The following is a 17,948-nucleotide window of genomic DNA, read 5'->3' as shown; positions in this document are numbered from 1 at the left end:
GGCCTTGGGAGGGAACGCGTCAGCCGTGGACGGTCAGTCGCGGACGATCGCCTGGATCTCCTTGACGGTCACGTCCTGGGTGTCCCCGTAGGAGCCGTCGGGCAGGTCGCCGCCGGTGCCGTCCGAGCCCTCCCAGGAGATCTCCCAGGTGAGCGTGGCCTTCAGCGGGAACGGGCCCCGGCCGTCGGTGGACCGCAGGTAGTTGAGGCCGCACGGAGGCGTGGCGTCCTTCGAGCCCTTCTTGTACGGCTCACCGATCCGGCCGTTCTTGATCTCGCACTTGCCGGACGCCGGGAACGTCTCGGCGTCGTCCGTACCGGGCTCCAACGTCAGGGACTTGGGCTCGGCGGTGGTCTCGGCCCAGATGTCCAGGCCGGGTACGTTCAGCTCGGCGCGGACCTTCACCGGCTTGAACTTCGCCTTGTCGAGCCACACCCAGGACTTGAGGTTGACGGTCTGCTTGCCCTTGGGGTTGATCTCGATGTCGGTGTCGGGGATGGGCAGCGACCCGTACGCGTACTCCGCGAGCACCTTCGGAGTCACGGGGTTCGGCACGTCGGGCTTCTCGCCCTCGGGAACCCAGATCGCGTGCTCCTGGCATTCCAGGGACTTGGGGTCGTCCTTCATGTCGGGGTTCTGCACCCCTTCCCAGAACATGCCCTCGCCCTGCTTGTCCAAGTTGTAGTTCTTGTACTTGTCCGTCTGGTAGTAGTTGCCCACGATGTTCTGGGCCTGCTTTTCCAGAGCCGTGGCCATCTCGCCCGCGTCGACCGGTTGGAGCGGGGTGGGCTTCTTCTTCTTGCGCTTCTTGGGCTCGAACGCCTTCATGAACTTCTTGAGTTCCTTGGGCGTCATGGTCGGCTCGTACCAGCAGGGAGGCGGGTCGAAGTTGGCGGCTTCAGGAGTCCCGGTCTGACCGCCCTTGGCGCCGTCGACGATGATCTTCTGGACGCGCGAGGCACCGGCTTCGACCCGCTGGTTCCCGCCGCCGCCCTCGGTAGCGGTCCTGCCGGATCCCGAGCCCCTGCCGCCGGGCGGATCCGTCGGGCCCGCGAAGGCGGGGCCGACCGTTGGAGCCAGGGCCAGTGAACAGAGTGTTGCCAGACAGACAGCTCTTCTCAGTGTGGGCATTTCTTGCCTCCCGGCTCCGATTCCCCGTTTACGCCTTGCCAGACGCCCTGCTTGTTGCGCTTCAACTGCACGGTGTCGAGGACGTAGTTCTTGTCCCCGCCGTTGTTCGGCTTCAGCTTCCCGGTCTTCGTGACCTTCGTCCGCGACTTGCTCTCGTCGATGCAGTACGAGACCTGCGCCGTGCTCTTGCCGTCCAGTTCGACCTTCTGGTTGTAGAAGCGGGTCTTCCCCGCCCAACTGATGCCCCCGTCGAGGTAGCCCTTGGCGTACTTCATGTTCTCCACCAGGAGCGAACCCCTCGCGTAGAACTTCATCGCCTCAAGGTTCTTGCGCCGCGTGATGACCTGGTCGATGGAGTTGATGCGGCGCTGGTTGTCCGCCAGCACCGCGTCCTTCGCCGGGTCGCCCGTCTCCGTCTTCTCGAAGACGTTCTCCGCGTCGGGGGCCAGCTTGATCTCCGGACGCTTGATCTTGTCCGAGGAGGCCGAAGGCGACGCGGACTTGGACGCCTTGTCGGCGCCGGCGATCTCGCCCTTCGCGCCGCCGCCCTTGTCCTCGCCGCCCCCGCCACCGCCGCAGGCCCCGAGGAGCAGTGCCCCCGTGAGCGCCCCGGCGGTCCACATGGCGGCGCTTTGCTTCCGCATCGCTACTTCTCCTCGTTGCGCAGAGCTAGGCGGGTGCGCCGTGCGGGCCCCGTCCCGTTCGTCGGATTCCTGCGATTCAGTGGAATTAGCCCGGTTCTACCGCACTTCATCACGCTGATCGCACCTCCGAGGGGAGGCTAGCAACTGAGAGCATGTCAACTCCATGGCGATTCCATAAGGGAAATGCCACAGCGCCGTCTTCGCATCCGTTACGTCTGGTCCGGAAGCCAGCCCAACTGCACCAACGGCGTTCCGCGCTTGCGGGAGACGAAGAAGCCGCGGCCGGGCGGCATCGGGCGGGGACGGACGTTGCCGAGGATGTCGCCCTCGCTCGGGTCGCCGGAGAGCACCACGCCCTGGGCGCCCAGCTCCTTCACCCGGGTCATGAACGACTCGAACATCGAGCGCGAGGCACCGGCCGAGCTGCGGGCGATGACGAAGCGGATCCCGACGTCCCGCGCGAACGGCAGATGCTCGGTCAGCGCCGCCAGCGGGTTCCCGCTGGAGGTGGACACCAGCTCGTAGTCGTCGACGATGATGAACACCTGCGGCCCCGACCACCAGCTCCGGTCGCGCAACTGCTGGGGCGTGACGTCCGCGGCGGGCGTCCGCCGGTCCATCAGGTCGCGGAGCGCGTTCATGTGCGTCTCCATGGTGTTGGACATCGGCGCGTACTCCAGCAGATGGGAGTCCGGGATGGCGCCGAGGAGCGAGCGGCGGTAGTCGCCGACGACGATCTTCGCCTCGTCACCCGAGTACCGCTCGGTGATCTGCTTGACGAGCAGCCGCAGCAGCGCCGTCTTGCCGGACTCGCTCTCGCCGAAGACGAGGAAGAACGGGTCGGTCTCGAAGTCGACGAAGACCGGCTCCAGGTTGTTCTCGTCGATGGCGAAGGCGACACCGAGGTCCGGGCGGTCGCCGCCGCCGGGAAGGCGCTCGGCGGGCAGCTCGCGGGGGAGCAGCCGCACCTCGGGGGCGCGTTCGCCCCGCCAGTGCGCCTCGACCGTGCGGCACAGCTCCGCGGTCGCGTCGGAGAGTTCGTGGTCGGAGCCGACGCCGTCGACGCGCGGCACGCCGGTCATGAAGTGCAGCGCGTCGCCCGTCTGGCCGCGCCCGGGCACCCCGGCGGGCACGTTGGCGGCGACCTTGCGGTTCAGCTCGGAGTCCATGGTGTCGCCGAGCCGCAGCTCCAGGCGGTTCATCAGGAGGTCCTTGAGCGCGGCGCGCACCTCCATGTTGCGCGTCGCGGAGACGACGACGTGGATGCCGTAGCCCAGGCCGCGGCCCGCGATGTCGTTGACGACGCCGTCGAGGGCCTCGTAGTCGTTGCGGAAGTTGCCCCAGCCGTCGACGACGAGGAAGACGTCGCCCCACGGCTGGTCGGTGATCTCGCCGCGGGCCCGGCGGCGCCGGTAGGTGGCGATCGAGTCGATGCCGTTCGAGCGGAAGTACTCCTCGCGGCGGTTCAGGATCCCGTAGACCTCCGCGACCGTACGCCGTACGCGCTCGGGGTCGAGGCGGGAGGCGATGCCGCCCACGTGCGGCAGCCCGGAGACGGCCGACAGGCCGCCGCCGCCGAAGTCCAGCCCGTAGAACTGCACTTCGGACGGGGTGTGGGTGAGCGCGAACGAGGCGATCAGGGTGCGCAGCAGCGTGGACTTGCCCGACTGCGGGCCGCCCACGACCAGCATGTGACCGGCCGCGCCCGAGAAGTCGAGGTACAGCGGGTCGCGCCGCTGCTCGAACGGCTTGTCGACCAGGCCGAGCGGCACCATGAGCTGCCCCAGCCGCGGGTAGTCCGGCACGGTCAGCCCGCGCCCCTCGACCGGCGCGAGGCCCGGCAGCAGCTCGTCCAGCGGCGAGGCGCTGTCCAGCGGCGGCAGCCACACCTGGTGCGCGGGCGTGCCCTGTCCCTCCAGCCGCCGTACGACGACGTCGAGGACGGTGTCGGCCAGCGCGTCGTCGTCGGCGCTCCTGCGCGGCTCGGGGACCCCGTCCGGGTCCGGCGCCGTGTGCTGCACCGGCACCGGCGCCGCGGTGAACAGCACGGGGCGGCGGTCGGCGGGCAGCGGGCCCGTCAGAGGGAGGTCGCCGCCGTCGGGCGAGCGGTAGACGCCCGAGACGTAGGCGGCCTTGAACCGCGTCATCTCGTCCGTGCCGAACTTCAGATAGCCCGATCCCGGCACCGAGGGCAGGTGGTACGCGTCCGGCACGCCCAGTGCCGCCCGCGACTCCCCGGCCGAGAACGTCCGCAGACCCACGCGGTACGACAGATAGGTCTCCAGGCCGCGCAACCGCCCCTCCTCCAGGCGCTGCGAGGCCAGCAGCAGGTGCACGCCCAGCGAACGGCCGATGCGCCCGATCTGGATGAACATGTCGATGAAGTCCGGCTTGGCCGTCAGGAGTTCGCTGAACTCGTCGATGACCAGGACCAGCGAGGGGATCGGGTCGAGCGGCGCACCGGCGGCGCGGGCCTTCTCGTAGTCGTGGATGTTCGCGTAGTTGCCCGCGTCGCGCAGCATCTCCTGGCGGCGGTTCAGCTCGCCCCTGATCGAGTCGCCCATACGGTCGACCAGCGTCAGGTCGTCCGCGAGGTTGGTGATCACCGCGGAGACGTGCGGCATCTGGCCCATCCCCGCGAACGTCGCGCCGCCCTTGAAGTCCGCGAGGACGAAGTTCAGCGTCTCCGAGGAGTGCGTCACCGACAGGCCGAGCACCAGCGTCCGCAGCAGCTCCGACTTGCCGGAACCGGTCGCGCCCACGCACAGCCCGTGCGGGCCCATGCCGTCCTGCGCCGCCTCCTTGAGGTCCAGCATGACCGGCTGGCCGTCCTCGCCGACGCCGATCGGCACCCGCAGCCGCTCCGACTGCGAGCGCGGACGCCAGGTGTGCGCGACGTCGACCGAGGCGGCGTCGCCCAGGCTCAGCAGGTCGGTGAACTCCAGCTTGGCGAGCAGCGGCTCGTCGTCGTCCCCGCCGGTCCCCGCGCGCAGCGGCGCGAGCTGCCGGGCAAGGGCCTCGGCCGCCTCGTACGAGAGCAGGTCGGGCGCGCCGTCGTAGACCAGGCCCTCGGCCGACTCCAGGCGCAGCGCGCGTGGCCGTACGACGACGGAGAGGCCGCCTCTTGCGGCGCCGATGTCGCCGGGGACGATCTCCACGACGGTGACGCCCTGGATCCCCTCGGGCGCGGCCAGCAGCGAGCCGGGCGGCACCATCGTGCCGTCCACGACGACCACCAGGTGCGGCTGCTCCAGCAGCGGTTCGGCCGCGTTGTTGAACCGGGGGCGGCCCTCCAGCCGCGCCGCGAGCAGCGCCTCCAGCTCGAAGGCGTCCTGCGTGATGAGGCGCCGCGTGCCCGCGCCGTCCGCCTCCTCGGGGGACTGCGCGTGCGGCAGCCACTTCGCCCACTCCCAGCGGGCGTACGCGTCCCGGCCCGCGGCGACGGCGATCACCAGGTCCTCGGGAGAGTGGAGCGAGGCCAGCCCGCAGAGCATCGCGCGCGCCGAGGCGTACACCGACTCGGGCTCGCCGCTGAGGGTCACGTGGTAGAAGGCGCGCAGCGACAGGGCCATCGGCAGGCCGTCGAGCGTGGCGTGCGTGTTGAGGAACTGGTGCATCGCGCCCGCCGTCAGCGGCTCCAGCTCGTCCACCGGCGCGGTCTCCGGCGCCACCAGCGGCGTCGCGAGCTGCTGGGTGCCCAGCCCCACCCGCACCTGCCCGAAGTCGCCGTCCGAGGGGCGCCGTTCCCACACCCTGCTGCCCTCGGCGACCAGCGACCAGAGCTGGTCGGGGGAGGGGTGCAGATAGAACTGCGCGTCGCGCTGCTTGAGGGCCGTCTTGCGCACCTTGCGGCGGGTCTGCGCGAGGTACTTGAGATAGTCGCGGCGGGTCTGCGCCAGATCGCCCTGGGTGCCCCTGCGGAAGCGGATCGCCATCGCGATGACCATGGCGAGCGTGGACGCCAGCATCACCACACCCATGATCTTCATCATGGGGTGCGTGTTCATGCCCGGCATCAGGAAGTAGACGCTGGACCCGCCCATGCCGAGCATCGGCAGGAGCTGGAGCAGCATCCCCTCCTGCTGGTTGCGCGGCAGCTCCGGCGGGGGCTCCAGCCGCAGTTCCTCGTCGGGCACTTCGGGGGGCAGGGCCCGGGGCGGGCGCTTCACGACGATCTGGGTCACGTGCGCACCCTTTCTCTCACGTTCCCTCGCGGTTCAGCGGGGCCCGGCCTCCCGGCCCTTCGGAACCCCGTGATGTACGGCGCGGAACGGGACAGTTCGCCCCTGGAACGGGATGTTCCGCCCCGGCGACCCCGTAGCGGCGGCCCCCTTCCGCGGCTGGTGATCCTAGTGGCACCGGGAGTTGACCGGGAGCGGTAGGGTGTCGCGCGGTGTACGCCCGGGGCGTACGGATGTACGGGCGTGCGGGCCGATGGCGTATGGCCACCGGCGTACAGGGGCACCGGCGTTCGGCCACCGGCGTACGCGCCACCGGCGTACGCGCCACCGGCGTACGCGCCACCGGCGTACGCGCCACCGGCGTACGGACCCGGCGCACCGGCCCGGCGTACGGACCGCGCGAGGACGGCCGGTCACGGACCGGCGGACGAGGGGGACCCACAGGTGAGTACGACGGCTTCCGCAGCGGCCGCTGGGCCGGGCACGGGACCGGGACCCGGCGGTGCCCCCGGCCCCGCCGGAGCGTCGGGCGCGGCAGCCGACACCGGCTTCTGCCGGGTCACCATCGTCGCGCCGGACAGCCGTATCGACGTCGCGCTCCCCGAGGACGTGCCCGTCGCCGACATCTACCCGGAGATCCTGCGGCTGTCGGGCCAGAGCCCCGCCGAGGGCGCCCCCGTCGGCTACCACCTGGTGCGCCGCGACGGCACCGTCCTCGACGGCTCGCGCCCCCTGCTCGCGCAGCGCATCCTCGACGGCGAGGTGCTCAGCCTCCGCCCGTTCGCCGAGTCGCTGCCGCCCGCCGTCTTCGACGACGTCTCCGACGCCGTCGCCACCGCCGTCACCCGCGACCGCAAGCTGTGGAGCGACGGCATGATGCGCGCGGCCGGGCTCATCGGCGGCGGCACGCTGCTGGCGCTGACGGCGTGCGTGCTGTGGTTCTCCGACCCCGTCCGCCACGACATGCACGGCCTGTCCGGCGTCCTCGCCGCCACGGCCGGCGTGCTGCTCGTCGCCCTCGCGGCCGTCCGCGCCCGGGTCTACGACGACCGGCCCAGCGCCATCGCGCTCGGCCTCGGCGGGCTGCCGCACATCATGATCGCGGGCTCCGGCCTGCTGCCCCTGGAGGACGGGCACGGCATCGGCAGGCTCCAGTTCCTGCTCGGCTGCGTGGCCGTGCTCATCGCCTCGGCCCTGCTCATCGCGCTCACCCCGCACGGCGACGGCCCGTTCGTCGCCGCCGCCTTCACGGCCACCGTCGGCACGCTCGTCACGTTCATCGCGATCATGTCCGACATCCCCCCGCTGGACACGGCGGCCATCTGCGCGCCCGTCGCGGTCGGGATCCTCGCCTTCCTGCCCGGCCTCTCCACCCGCTTCGCGCGGCTGCCCATCGGCTTCGAGACCACCCGCAGCGCCACCGAGGACTACGACGCCGACCCCGACGCGGCCCCCGAGACCCACGGCCCGATCGACGCCGAGCGCATCGCGGCCCAGGCCCGCAGGGGCCACGAGATGCTCGTCGGCCTCGTCGGCGGCTGCGCGGCCGTCGTCATCGCCTCGACCGCCGTCCTCGGCTTCTCCGGCAACGGCTGGGGCCAGCTCCTCGCCCTCGCCACCGGCATCGCCATGCTGCTGCGCGCCCGCCTCTTCCGCTACACCTCCCAGGTGAGCTGCGCCCTCGTCGCCGGTCTCAGCGCCCTGGTGCTGCTCGGAGTGGGCCTCGCCGCCGGGTTCCCCGAGGGCGACACCGCGCTCCGTACGGTCTGGCTGACCGCCGCGCTGGCGCTCGCCTCCGCCCTCGTCATCGGCATCGGGCTGACCGTCCCCGGCAAGGGCGTCACCCCGTTCTGGGGCCGCTTCGCCGAGATCATGGAGACGTTCGTGCTGCTCACGCTGGTGCCGCTGTGCCTGGCCGTGATGGACGTCTACTCCGCGGCCCGCGGCCTGACCAGCTAGCCGCCGTCCCGGCCACCGTCCAGCCGGTCGGTCGGGCCCTGTTACCCTGGACCGGCCTCCCGAGTATGCGAAGGATCCCCTGTGATGCAGACCAGGGGCGCTCGGCGGCCTGAACCCTAGGAGTACGAGTGTCGTCTCTCGACGCCGCGACGAAGAAGCAGATCATGACCGAGTTCGCCACCAAGGAGGGTGACACCGGCTCCCCCGAGGTCCAGGTGGCGCTGCTCTCGCGTCGGATCTCGGACCTGACCGAGCACCTGAAGACCCACAAGCACGACCACCACTCGCGCCGTGGTCTGCTGCTGCTGGTCGGCCAGCGCCGCCGCCTGCTGCAGTACCTCGCGAAGAAGGACATCCAGCGCTTCCGCGCCCTGGTCGAGCGCCTCGGCATCCGCCGCGGCGCGGCCGGCGCCCGCTGACACGTGCAGGAGGGAGCGGTTCCCGTGACGGGGGCCGCTCCCTTCGACGTACCGTCACCCCGGCGGTGCGCGTCGCGCCCTTCTGAGCTGCGACACCTCTCGCGGACGGCCAAGCCTTTGTAGGCTTGTCCCGCGAGGAAAAACACATCAACAGTACGAGGCAGGGGCGTGCCCGCCCGAAGCCGGTCCTCGGTAGTGGCCCCCGGACATCAATGTTCCGGGCGCTTCGATCGAAGACCGGCCCGCACTGGGAGCGCTCTGCCTGAGACGGTCCGCCGCCACACGGGCAGCGGACACGGACGAGGAGATATTCCTGGTGGAGAACGAGACCCACTACGCCGAGGCCGTCATCGACAACGGCGCTTTCGGCACCCGCACCATCCGCTTCGAGACCGGCCGCCTCGCCAAGCAGGCCGCCGGTTCCGCGGTGGCGTACCTGGACGACGACACGATGGTGCTGTCGGCCACCACGGCGTCCAAGACGCCCAAGGACCAGCTCGACTTCTTCCCCCTGACGGTCGACGTCGAGGAGCGGATGTACTCGGCCGGTAAGATCCCCGGCTCCTTCTTCCGCCGCGAGGGCCGCCCGTCCGAGGACGCGATCCTCACGTGCCGCCTGATCGACCGCCCGCTGCGCCCCTCCTTCAAGAAGGGCCTGCGGAACGAGATCCAGATCGTCGAGACGATCATGGCGCTCAACCCCGACCACCTGTACGACGTGGTCGCGATCAACGCCGCCTCCTGCTCCACGCAGCTCGCGGGCCTGCCCTTCTCCGGCCCGATCGGCGGCACCCGTGTCGCCCTGATCAAGGGCCAGTGGGTCGCCTTCCCGACGCACTCCGAGCTGGAGGACGCCGTCTTCGACATGGTCATCGCCGGCCGTGTCCTGGAGGACGGCGACGTCGCGATCATGATGGTCGAGGCCGAGGCCACCGAGAAGACCATCGAGCTGGTCAAGGGCGGCGCCGAGCAGCCGACCGAGGAGGTCGTCGCCGCCGGTATCGACGCGGCCAAGCCCTTCATCAAGGTGCTGTGCAAGGCCCAGGCCGACCTCGCCGCGAAGGCCGCCAAGCCGACCGGCGAGTTCCCCGTCTTCCTGGACTACCAGGACGACGTCCTGGAGGCCCTCACCGCCGCCGTCAAGGACGAGCTGGCGCAGGCCCTCACCATCGCGGGCAAGCAGGAGCGCGAGTCCGAGCTGGACCGCGTCAAGGGCCTGGCCGCCGAGAAGCTGCTCCCGCAGTTCGAGGGCCGCGAGAAGGAGATCTCCGCGGCGTACCGCTCGCTGACCAAGACCCTGGTCCGTGAGCGCGTCATCAAGGAGAAGAAGCGCATCGACGGCCGCGGCGTCACGGACATCCGTACGCTGGCCGCCGAGGTCGAGGCCATCCCGCGGGTGCACGGTTCGGCGCTCTTCGAGCGCGGCGAGACCCAGATCCTGGGCGTCACCACGCTGAACATGCTCCGCATGGAGCAGCAGCTCGACACGCTCTCGCCGGTCACCCGCAAGCGGTACATGCACAACTACAACTTCCCGCCGTACTCCACCGGTGAGACCGGCCGCGTCGGCTCCCCGAAGCGCCGCGAGATCGGCCACGGCGCGCTCGCCGAGCGCGCTCTCGTGCCGGTGCTGCCGACGCGCGAGGAGTTCCCGTACGCGATCCGCCAGGTCTCCGAGGCGCTGGGCTCCAACGGCTCGACGTCGATGGGCTCGGTCTGCGCCTCCACCATGTCGCTGCTGAACGCCGGTGTGCCGCTCAAGGCCCCGGTCGCCGGTATCGCCATGGGCCTGATCTCGCAGGACATCGAGGGCGAGACGCACTATGTGACGCTGACCGACATCCTCGGCGCCGAGGACGCGTTCGGCGACATGGACTTCAAGGTCGCGGGCACCAAGCAGTTCGTGACCGCGCTCCAGCTCGACACCAAGCTCGACGGCATCCCCGCCTCGGTGCTGGCCGCCGCGCTGAAGCAGGCCCGCGACGCGCGCCTGCACATCCTCGACGTGATGAACGAGGCGATCGACGTTCCGGACGAGATGTCCCCGAACGCGCCGCGGATCATCACCGTGAAGATCCCGGTGGACAAGATCGGTGAGGTCATCGGCCCGAAGGGCAAGATGATCAACCAGATCCAGGAGGACACCGGCGCCGACATCACCATCGAGGACGACGGCACCATCTACATCGGTGCCGCCGACGGCCCGGCCGCCGAGGCCGCCCGCAACACGATCAACGGCATCGCGAACCCGACGATGCCCGAGGTCGGCGAGCGCTACCTGGGCACGGTCGTGAAGACGACCACCTTCGGCGCCTTCGTCTCGCTCCTCCCGGGCAAGGACGGTCTGCTGCACATCTCGCAGATCCGCAAGCTCGCGGGCGGCAAGCGCGTGGAGAACGTCGAGGACGTCCTCGGTGTCGGCCAGAAGGTCCAGGTCGAGATCGCCGAGATCGACCAGCGCGGCAAGCTCTCCCTCATCCCCGTCATGGACGAGGCTGAATCCGACAGCGGCTCCGCCGCGGGGGGCGCCGAGTCCAAGGACGCCGACAAGAGCGAGGACGAGTCCGCCAAGTGACACCCCCGTCCCGTCCGACGGCCCGCCCCGCCACCACGGCAGGGCGGGCCGTCGCCCGTACCAAGGCCCGTACGCAGACCCTGCTGAAGGGCGAGAACGGCGTCGGCACCGTCCGCAAGACCGTGCTGCCCGGCGGGCTCCGCGTCGTCACGGAGACGCTGCCGACGGTCCGCTCCGCGACGTTCGGCATCTGGGCGCACGTCGGCTCGCGCGACGAGACCCCGTCGCTCAACGGCGCCACCCACTACCTGGAACACCTGCTCTTCAAGGGCACCGAGCGGCGCAGCGCCCTGGACATCTCCGCGGCGCTGGACGCCGTGGGCGGCGAGATGAACGCCTTCACCGCGAAGGAGTTCACCTGCTACTACGCGCGCGTCCTCGACACCGACCTGCCGCTCGCCATCGACGTGGTGTGCGACATGCTCACCGGCTCCGTCATCGACCCGTCCGAGGTCGACGCGGAGCGGGGCGTGATCCTCGAAGAGATCGCGATGACCGAGGACGACCCGGGCGACTGCGTGCACGACCTGTTCGCGCGCACGATGCTCGGCGACTCCCCGCTCGGCCGCCCCGTCCTGGGCACCGTCGACACGGTCAACGCCCTCACCCGCGACCGCATCGCGCGCTTCTACCGCAAGCACTACGACCCCACGCACCTGGTCGTCGCCGCCGCGGGCAACGTCGACCATGCCACGGTCGTGCGCCAGGTCCGCGCCGCCTTCGACCGCGCGGGCGCCCTCACCCGTACGGAGGACGCCGAGCCGGTCGGGCCGCGCGGCGGTACGCGCACGATACGCACGGCCGGACGCGTCGAACTGCTGGACCGCTCCACGGAGCAGGCGCACATCGTGCTGGGCATGCCGGGCGTCTCCCGCAACGACGAGCGGCGCTGGACCCTCGGCGTCCTCAGCGCGGCCCTCGGCGGCGGCATGAGCTCCCGCCTCTTCCAGGAGATCCGCGAGAAGCGCGGCCTGGCCTACAGCACGTACTCCTACACCTCGGGCTTCGCCGACTGCGGCCTCTTCGGGGTGTACGCGGGCTGCCGCCCGAGCCAGGTGCCGGACGTGCTGAAGATCTGCCGCCAGGAGCTGGACCAGGTCGCCCGCGACGGTCTGACCGACGACGAGGTGCGGCGCGCGGTCGGCCAGCTCTCCGGCTCGACGGTGCTCGGCCTGGAGGACACCGGCGCGCTGATGCACCGCATCGGCAAGAGCGAGCTGTGCTGGGGCGAGCAGATGTCGGTCGACGACATGCTGGCGAAGATCTCGGCCGTCACCCCGGACGACGTGCGCGAGGTCGCCCGCGAGGTGCTCTCCCACCGCCCCTCGCTCTCCGTCATCGGCCCGCTGACCGACAAGCAGGCGTCCCACCTGGACGACGCCGTCGCCTAGCCACTGCCTAAGGAATGCAAGAGATGAGCAAGCAGCGCGTAGCCGTCCTCGGCGCGAAGGGCCGGATGGGCTCCGAGGCCGTACGGGCCGTGGATGCGGCCGACGACATGGAGCTGGTGGCGGCCCTGGGCCGCGACGGGTCCCGGAACGCCCTCACGGAGGCGGGCGCCGAGGTCGTCGTCGACCTCACCCACCCGGACTCCGTCATGGGCAACCTGGAGTTCTGCGTCGCCAACGGCATCCACACGGTCGTCGGCACCACCGGCTGGACCGAGGAGCGGCTGTCGCTGCTGCGCGGCTGGCTGGACGCCTCGCCGGGAACGGGCGTGCTGATCGCCCCGAACTTCGGCATCGGCGCGGTCCTGACCATGCAGTTCGCCCAGAAGGCCGCACGCTTCTTCGAGTCCGTCGAGGTCGTCGAGCTGCACCACCCCAACAAGGCCGACGCCCCCAGCGGCACGGCCGTACGGACGGCACAGCTCATCGCCGGTGCCCGTAAGGAGGCCGGGCTCGCGGACCAGCCCGACGCGACCAGCACGGCGCTGGAGGGCGCGCGCGGAGCCGACGTCGACGGGGTGCCGGTGCACGCCGTACGGCTGCGCGGGCTGGTCGCCCACCAGGAGGTGCTGTTCGGGGACGAAGGGGAGACCTTCACGCTCCGGCACGACTCGCTGCACCGCTCGTCGTTCATGCCGGGCGTGCTGCTGGGCGTCCGCAAGGTGCCGGCGACGCCGGGCCTCACCTTCGGGCTCGAACACTTCCTCGACCTGGACTGATGAGGGACTGAGCACCGCGTGCGCGCAAAGATCACCTATTTCGTCCTGGCCGCCGTCCTGGTCGTCTACTTCGTCATGGTCGGCAGCCGGGGCGTGCTGCTCATCCAGCAGGGCACGGCGGTCACCGTCGCGCTCGGCGCCGCGGTGCTCGTCCTGCCCTTCATCGGGCTCTGGTTCCTCTGGCACACGACGCGCTTCGCGCGCGGCGCCGGCCGCCTCGCCCGGGAGCTGGAGGCCGAGGGCGGGCTGCCCGTGGACGAGCTGAAGCGGACGCCCTCGGGCCGCGTGGACCGCGACTCGGCCGACGAGGTCTTCGCCCGGCGGCAGAAGGAGGCGGAGGCGGAGCCGGGGGACTGGCGAGTCTGGTTCCGCCTCGCGGTCGCCTACCACGACGCGCGCGACACCCCCCGCGCCCGCAAGGCCATGCAGCACGCCATCGCCCTGCACGACGGGCGTACGTCCGGACCGGCGGGGGCCACGGACGGGGCTGCCGGCAAGGCCCCGGACGGGAATGCCGACCGGACTACGGACGCGACTCGGCCGCCCAGCCCTCGATGACGTCGGCCGCGCGGTCGAAGGCCTCATGGCGCGAGAGGAAGTCCGCGTTGTGGTCGGTCAGCAGCACGCGCGCCGCCGACTCCTGAGCCTCCCCCCGCCCCCGCGTGAGCACCAGGGCCTCGCCCTGGACCGTACGGGGCAGCCCCAGCCACTTCACGGGGCCCTGCGTGGTGCGCACGGAGCCGACCTCGCCCCAGGACAGCGTCGTCGTACGGAACAGCCCCGCGTGGCGCAGCCCCCGCGGGCTGACCCAGACACCGGCCCGCAGCAGCCGCAGCGCGAAGGCGATCACCAGGAGCCCCGCGCCCGCGACACCGCCCGCGCTCGGCAGCGCCCCTGCCAGCGCGATGATCATGGCGGAGAACAGCAGATACGAGGCGAGCAGGAGCAGCAGCGCCCCTCCGCCGACCCGCCAGGGGCCGGGCCGGTAGGGGCGTCGCCAGTGCTCGGGCTCGGGGTACGGCAGCGGGGCCGCCGCTGCCGCCGGGGCGCCCGGCTCGCGGTCGGCCGTCAGAAAGGGCAGGGGCACGGATCGTCCTCGCTCGCGGCATGGTCTGTGAGCGAGGAGATTATCGAGACGCCTGGGACCGGGCCAGTCCCGGGAGGCATCCGAGACGTCTCAGGGGCCCGGGGGCCCGGTTGCGCCCGCCGTCAGCGGCCGTGCTCGGCGGTGGCCGAGGGGCCCCGGCCGTTGTCCGGGGAGCCCGGGTCGAGCGCGGGCACGCCGATGAGCAGGGAGCCCACGAGCCCCGCGACGATGGTCAGCCCCACGAGGGCACTCCCCGCCGTCTCGCCGAAGCTCCGTCGGGGCTTGGGCGGCGGGGTGACGTTACTGCGGAACCGGTCGGCCTCGGCTATGAAGGCGAACGGAACTGTCTCTCCGCGGCGGAACATGACTGACGCTCCTGAGTGGCTCTGTGAAGGGTGTTCGTCGTGATCGTTCTGGGTCGTTAGTAGGGAGAACGCCCGAAGTGGCGGGAGAGTGCCCGATCTCGGCGATCCCATGTGAAAAATATCAATTGGCGCCGCGACGAATGACACTGGGGTGGCGTATCTCCCTACGGAGTCCAATTTGTGCTGCTAAGAGCGGACATCGGCCCCGTCAGGCCACGCGTGGAGGGGTGCCGAGCGGGCGACTCCCCGGCAGGTGTCCGTATTGCACCGTTTCAAGAACTTCATCTAGGCTGAATGAACGGTCCCGGCACTGTCTGAACCCCCGAGCAGGCAGTGCCGGGGCCTCTCGCCCGTCAGCCGGGCCCGGAGGCATCCCCGTTTCCGGCCCCGGACAGGCACCTTCCCGCCCCGAGGGAGCGTCGCGGGGGGCGCTGCGAGTAGCGTGGACCCCATGGCTCCGACCTCCACACCGCAGACGCCCTTCGGGCGGGTCCTGACCGCGATGGTCACGCCGTTCACTGCGGACGGCGCTCTCGACCTCGACGGCGCGCAGCAGCTCGCTGCCCATCTGGTGGACGCCGGTAACGACGGCCTTGTCGTCAACGGCACCACCGGAGAGTCCCCGACCACGAGCGATGCGGAGAAAGCCCAGCTCGTACGGGCGGTAGTGGAGGCCGTCGGCGACAGGGCGCACGTCGTCGCCGGAGCCGGCACGAACGACACGGCGCACAGCCTGGAGCTGGCGCGCGCCGCGGCGGACGCGGGCGCGCACGGCCTCCTCGCCGTCACGCCGTACTACAGCAAGCCCCCGCAGGAAGGCCTCTTCCGGCACTTCACCGCCATCGCCGACGCCACCGACCTCCCGGTGATGCTCTACGACATCCCGGGCCGCAGCGGCGTCCCGATCAACACCGAGACGATCGTCCGCCTCGCCGAGCACCCGCGCATCGTCGCGAACAAGGACGCCAAGGGCGACCTCGGCCGCGCGAGCTGGGCCATCGCCACCAGCGGCCTCGCCTGGTACAGCGGCGACGACATGCTCAACCTGCCGCTGCTCTCCGTCGGCGCGGTCGGTTACGTCTCCGTGGTCGGCCACCTCGTCGCCCCCGAGCTGCGCTCCCTCCTGGAGGCGCACCTGAGCGGCGACGTCGCGAAGGCGACCGAGATCCACCAGAAGCTGCTGCCGGTCTTCACCGGCATGTTCCGCACCCAGGGCGTCATCACGACCAAGGCCGCCCTCGCCCTCCAGGGACTCCCGGCCGGCCCGCTCAGGCTGCCGCTGGTAGAGCTCTCTCCGGAGGAAACGGAGCAGCTCAAGCACGATCTCGCGCACGGCGGGGTACATCTGTAGATCACAGACTTCACAACTGCATATCGCCGGATGAACCGGCAAGTGCACGACCACACACAACACGCACGAACGTACGCCTGACGTACGCATCATGAATATCGCGCGCCACGTGCCCCGGTGGGTGCGTGGCGCGCGTGGTGAAGGAGAGTCTTTTGAGTCATCCGCATCCCGAGCTCGGCCCTCCGCCGCCGCTCCCGGAGGGTGGCCTCCGCGTCACCCCGCTGGGCGGTCTCGGCGAGATCGGCCGCAACATGACCGTCTTCGAGTACGACGGCAGGCTGCTGATCGTCGACTGCGGCGTCCTCTTCCCCGAGGAGGAGCAGCCCGGCATCGACCTGATCCTGCCCGACTTCACCGTGCTCAGGGACCGCCTCGACGACATCGACGGCATCGTCCTGACGCACGGCCACGAGGACCACATCGGCGGCGTCCCCTACCTTCTCCGCGAGAAGGCGGACATCCCGCTGATCGGCTCCAAGCTGACCCTCGCCCTGATCGAGGCCAAGCTCCAGGAGCACCGCATCCGGCCGTACACGCTGGAGGTCGAGGAAGGCCACAGCGAACGCATCGGTCCCTTCGACTGCGAGTTCGTCTCGGTCAACCACTCCATCCCCGACGCCCTCGCCGTCGCCATCCGCACCCCCGCGGGCATGGCCGTGCACACGGGCGACTTCAAGATGGACCAGCTCCCGCTCGACGGCCGCCTCACCGACCTGCGCGCCTTCGCGCGCCTCGGCGAGGAGGGCATCGACCTGCTGCTGAGCGACTCGACGAACGCCGAGGTCCCCGGCTTCGTACCGCCGGAGCGCGAGATCTCCGGCGTCCTGCGCCAGGTCTTCTCCAGCGCCCAGAAGCGCATCATCGTCGCGAGCTTCGCCAGCCATGTGCACCGCATCCAGCAGATCCTGGACGCCGCGCACGAGCACGGCCGCCGCGTCGCCTTCGTCGGCCGCTCCATGGTCCGCAACATGGGCATCGCCAGGGACCTCGGCTACCTCAAGGTCCCCGCGGGCCTGGTGGTGGACGTCAAGACCCTGGACGATCTCCCCGAGGACGAGATCGTGCTGGTCTGCACGGGCTCCCAGGGCGAGCCGATGGCGGCCCTCTCCCGCATGGCCAACAGGGACCACCAGATCCGGATCGTCCAGGGCGACACGGTGATCCTGGCCTCGTCCCTGATCCCGGGCAACGAGAACGCGGTCTACCGCGTCATCAACGGCCTGACCCGCTGGGGCGCCAACGTCGTCCACAAGGGCAACGCCAAGGTGCACGTCTCCGGACACGCCTCTGCCGGCGAGCTGCTGTACTTCTACAACATCTGCCAGCCCCGCAACCTGATGCCGGTCCACGGCGAATGGCGCCATCTGCGCGCCAACGCCGAACTCGGCGCCAAGACGGGCGTTCCGCACGGGAACATCGTCATCGCCGAGGACGGCGTCGTCGTCGACCTGGTCGAGGGCAAGGCCAAGATCGTGGGCAAGGTCCAGGCCGGATACGTCTACGTCGACGGCCTCTCGGTCGGCGACGTCACCGAGTCCTCCCTCAAGGACCGCCGCATCCTCGGCGACGAGGGCATCATCTCGATCTTCGTCGTGGTCGACAGCACCACCGGCAAGATCGTGGGCGGTCCCCACATCCAGTCCCGGGGCTCCGGCATCGACGACGAGGCGTTCGCCGCCGTCATGCCGAAGGTCGACGAGGCACTGGCCAAGTCCGCGCAGGACGGCGTCGCCGAGGCCCACCAGCTCCAGCAGTTGGTCCGCCGCACGGTGGGCAAGTGGGTCTCCGACACCTACCGCCGCCGCCCGATGATCCTCCCCGTGGTCGTCGAGGTCTGAGCGAACGGACAGCGGGGCGCCTCGATTTGCCTCCAGGCGCCCCGCTCCAGTACGTTTACATCTCCACCGCAACGGGAACCCGGGACGCGCTGCGTTCCAGAGGGAACCGTAGGCCGGAAATCCGAAATCGGCTCGGAAAGAGCAGAGAAAAGATTCTGGTAAGGTTGGAAACACCGAAGGGAAGCGCCCGGAGAAACCGGTGAAATGGTTTCGAAGGAAGCGTCCGTTCCT

Annotated in this window: 13 protein-coding genes; 8 read left to right on the top strand and 5 right to left on the bottom strand. The window is 70.5% G+C overall.

What is annotated here, in order from left to right:
- Window positions 1-33: 33 nt before the first annotated feature.
- From ABD343_RS39115 to eccCa, 3 genes are all read right to left on the bottom strand, one after another.
- Complete coding sequence (locus ABD343_RS39115) at window positions 34-1,131, bottom strand: hypothetical protein (protein ID WP_344535492.1); 1,098 nt, start codon at window positions 1,129-1,131, stop codon at window positions 34-36.
- On the bottom strand, window positions 1,119-1,775 hold the full coding sequence (locus ABD343_RS39110; protein ID WP_344535491.1) for a hypothetical protein: 657 nt from the start codon (window positions 1,773-1,775) through the stop codon (window positions 1,119-1,121). The genes ABD343_RS39115 and ABD343_RS39110 overlap by 13 nt, the downstream gene beginning before the upstream one ends.
- A gap of 209 nt (window positions 1,776-1,984) precedes the next feature.
- Window positions 1,985-5,959 carry a type VII secretion protein EccCa gene (gene eccCa / locus ABD343_RS39105; protein ID WP_344535490.1) on the bottom strand — a complete coding sequence of 1,325 codons (3,975 nt, stop codon included), beginning with the start codon at window positions 5,957-5,959 and terminating at the stop codon, window positions 1,985-1,987.
- 441 nt (window positions 5,960-6,400) lie between these two features.
- Between eccCa and eccD the strand changes: the two genes are divergently transcribed.
- The 6 genes from eccD to ABD343_RS39075 all read left to right on the top strand — a co-directional run bounded on the left by eccD (window position 6,401) and on the right by ABD343_RS39075 (window position 13,634).
- Window positions 6,401-7,915: a type VII secretion integral membrane protein EccD gene (gene eccD / locus ABD343_RS39100; RefSeq protein WP_425578376.1), complete on the top strand. Its 1,515-nt coding sequence runs from the start codon at window positions 6,401-6,403 to the stop codon at window positions 7,913-7,915.
- Between the two features lie 128 nt (window positions 7,916-8,043).
- Entirely contained in the window at window positions 8,044-8,334 is a 291-nt protein-coding gene (rpsO, locus tag ABD343_RS39095; RefSeq protein WP_079166964.1) for a 30S ribosomal protein S15, read from the top strand.
- 316 nt (window positions 8,335-8,650) lie between these two features.
- Window positions 8,651-10,909, top strand: a complete 2,259-nt coding sequence (locus tag ABD343_RS39090) for a polyribonucleotide nucleotidyltransferase (protein ID WP_344535487.1) — start codon at window positions 8,651-8,653, stop codon at window positions 10,907-10,909.
- Entirely contained in the window at window positions 10,906-12,300 is a 1,395-nt protein-coding gene (locus ABD343_RS39085; protein WP_344535486.1) for a M16 family metallopeptidase, read from the top strand. The genes ABD343_RS39090 and ABD343_RS39085 overlap by 4 nt, the downstream gene beginning before the upstream one ends.
- A gap of 23 nt (window positions 12,301-12,323) precedes the next feature.
- A complete protein-coding gene (dapB, locus tag ABD343_RS39080; RefSeq protein WP_344535485.1) occupies window positions 12,324-13,076 on the top strand; it encodes a 4-hydroxy-tetrahydrodipicolinate reductase in 753 nt (250 codons plus the stop codon).
- 18 nt (window positions 13,077-13,094) lie between these two features.
- The gene (locus ABD343_RS39075; RefSeq protein ID WP_344535484.1) at window positions 13,095-13,634 is read left to right on the top strand and encodes a tetratricopeptide repeat protein; all 540 of its coding nucleotides are present in this window, start codon (window positions 13,095-13,097) and stop codon (window positions 13,632-13,634) included.
- Here the strand turns inward: ABD343_RS39075 and ABD343_RS39070 are convergent.
- A complete protein-coding gene (locus ABD343_RS39070) occupies window positions 13,600-14,163 on the bottom strand; it encodes a hypothetical protein (protein ID WP_344535483.1) in 564 nt (187 codons plus the stop codon). The two genes, ABD343_RS39075 and ABD343_RS39070, sit on opposite strands and share 35 nt — an antisense overlap.
- Before the next feature lie 122 nt (window positions 14,164-14,285).
- Complete coding sequence (locus ABD343_RS39065) at window positions 14,286-14,528, bottom strand: hypothetical protein (protein ID WP_344535481.1); 243 nt, start codon at window positions 14,526-14,528, stop codon at window positions 14,286-14,288.
- 451 nt (window positions 14,529-14,979) lie between these two features.
- Here ABD343_RS39065 and dapA point away from each other — a divergent pair, with 451 nt between their 5' ends.
- Window positions 14,980-15,879: a 4-hydroxy-tetrahydrodipicolinate synthase gene (gene dapA / locus ABD343_RS39060; protein WP_344535479.1), complete on the top strand. Its 900-nt coding sequence runs from the start codon at window positions 14,980-14,982 to the stop codon at window positions 15,877-15,879.
- A 152-nt stretch (window positions 15,880-16,031) separates the two neighbouring features.
- Window positions 16,032-17,717, top strand: coding sequence for a ribonuclease J (locus ABD343_RS39055; protein WP_344535477.1), 1,686 nt, complete (start codon window positions 16,032-16,034; stop codon window positions 17,715-17,717).
- The last annotated feature ends 231 nt before the right edge of the window (window positions 17,718-17,948 follow it).

This window comes from Streptomyces albiaxialis (assembly GCF_039530985.1).
GTDB classification, from domain to species: Bacteria; Actinomycetota; Actinomycetes; order Streptomycetales; family Streptomycetaceae; genus Streptomyces; species Streptomyces albiaxialis.
The sequence above is the reverse complement of the archived record's forward strand: the minus strand, read 5'-3'. Positions and strand labels throughout refer to the sequence as shown.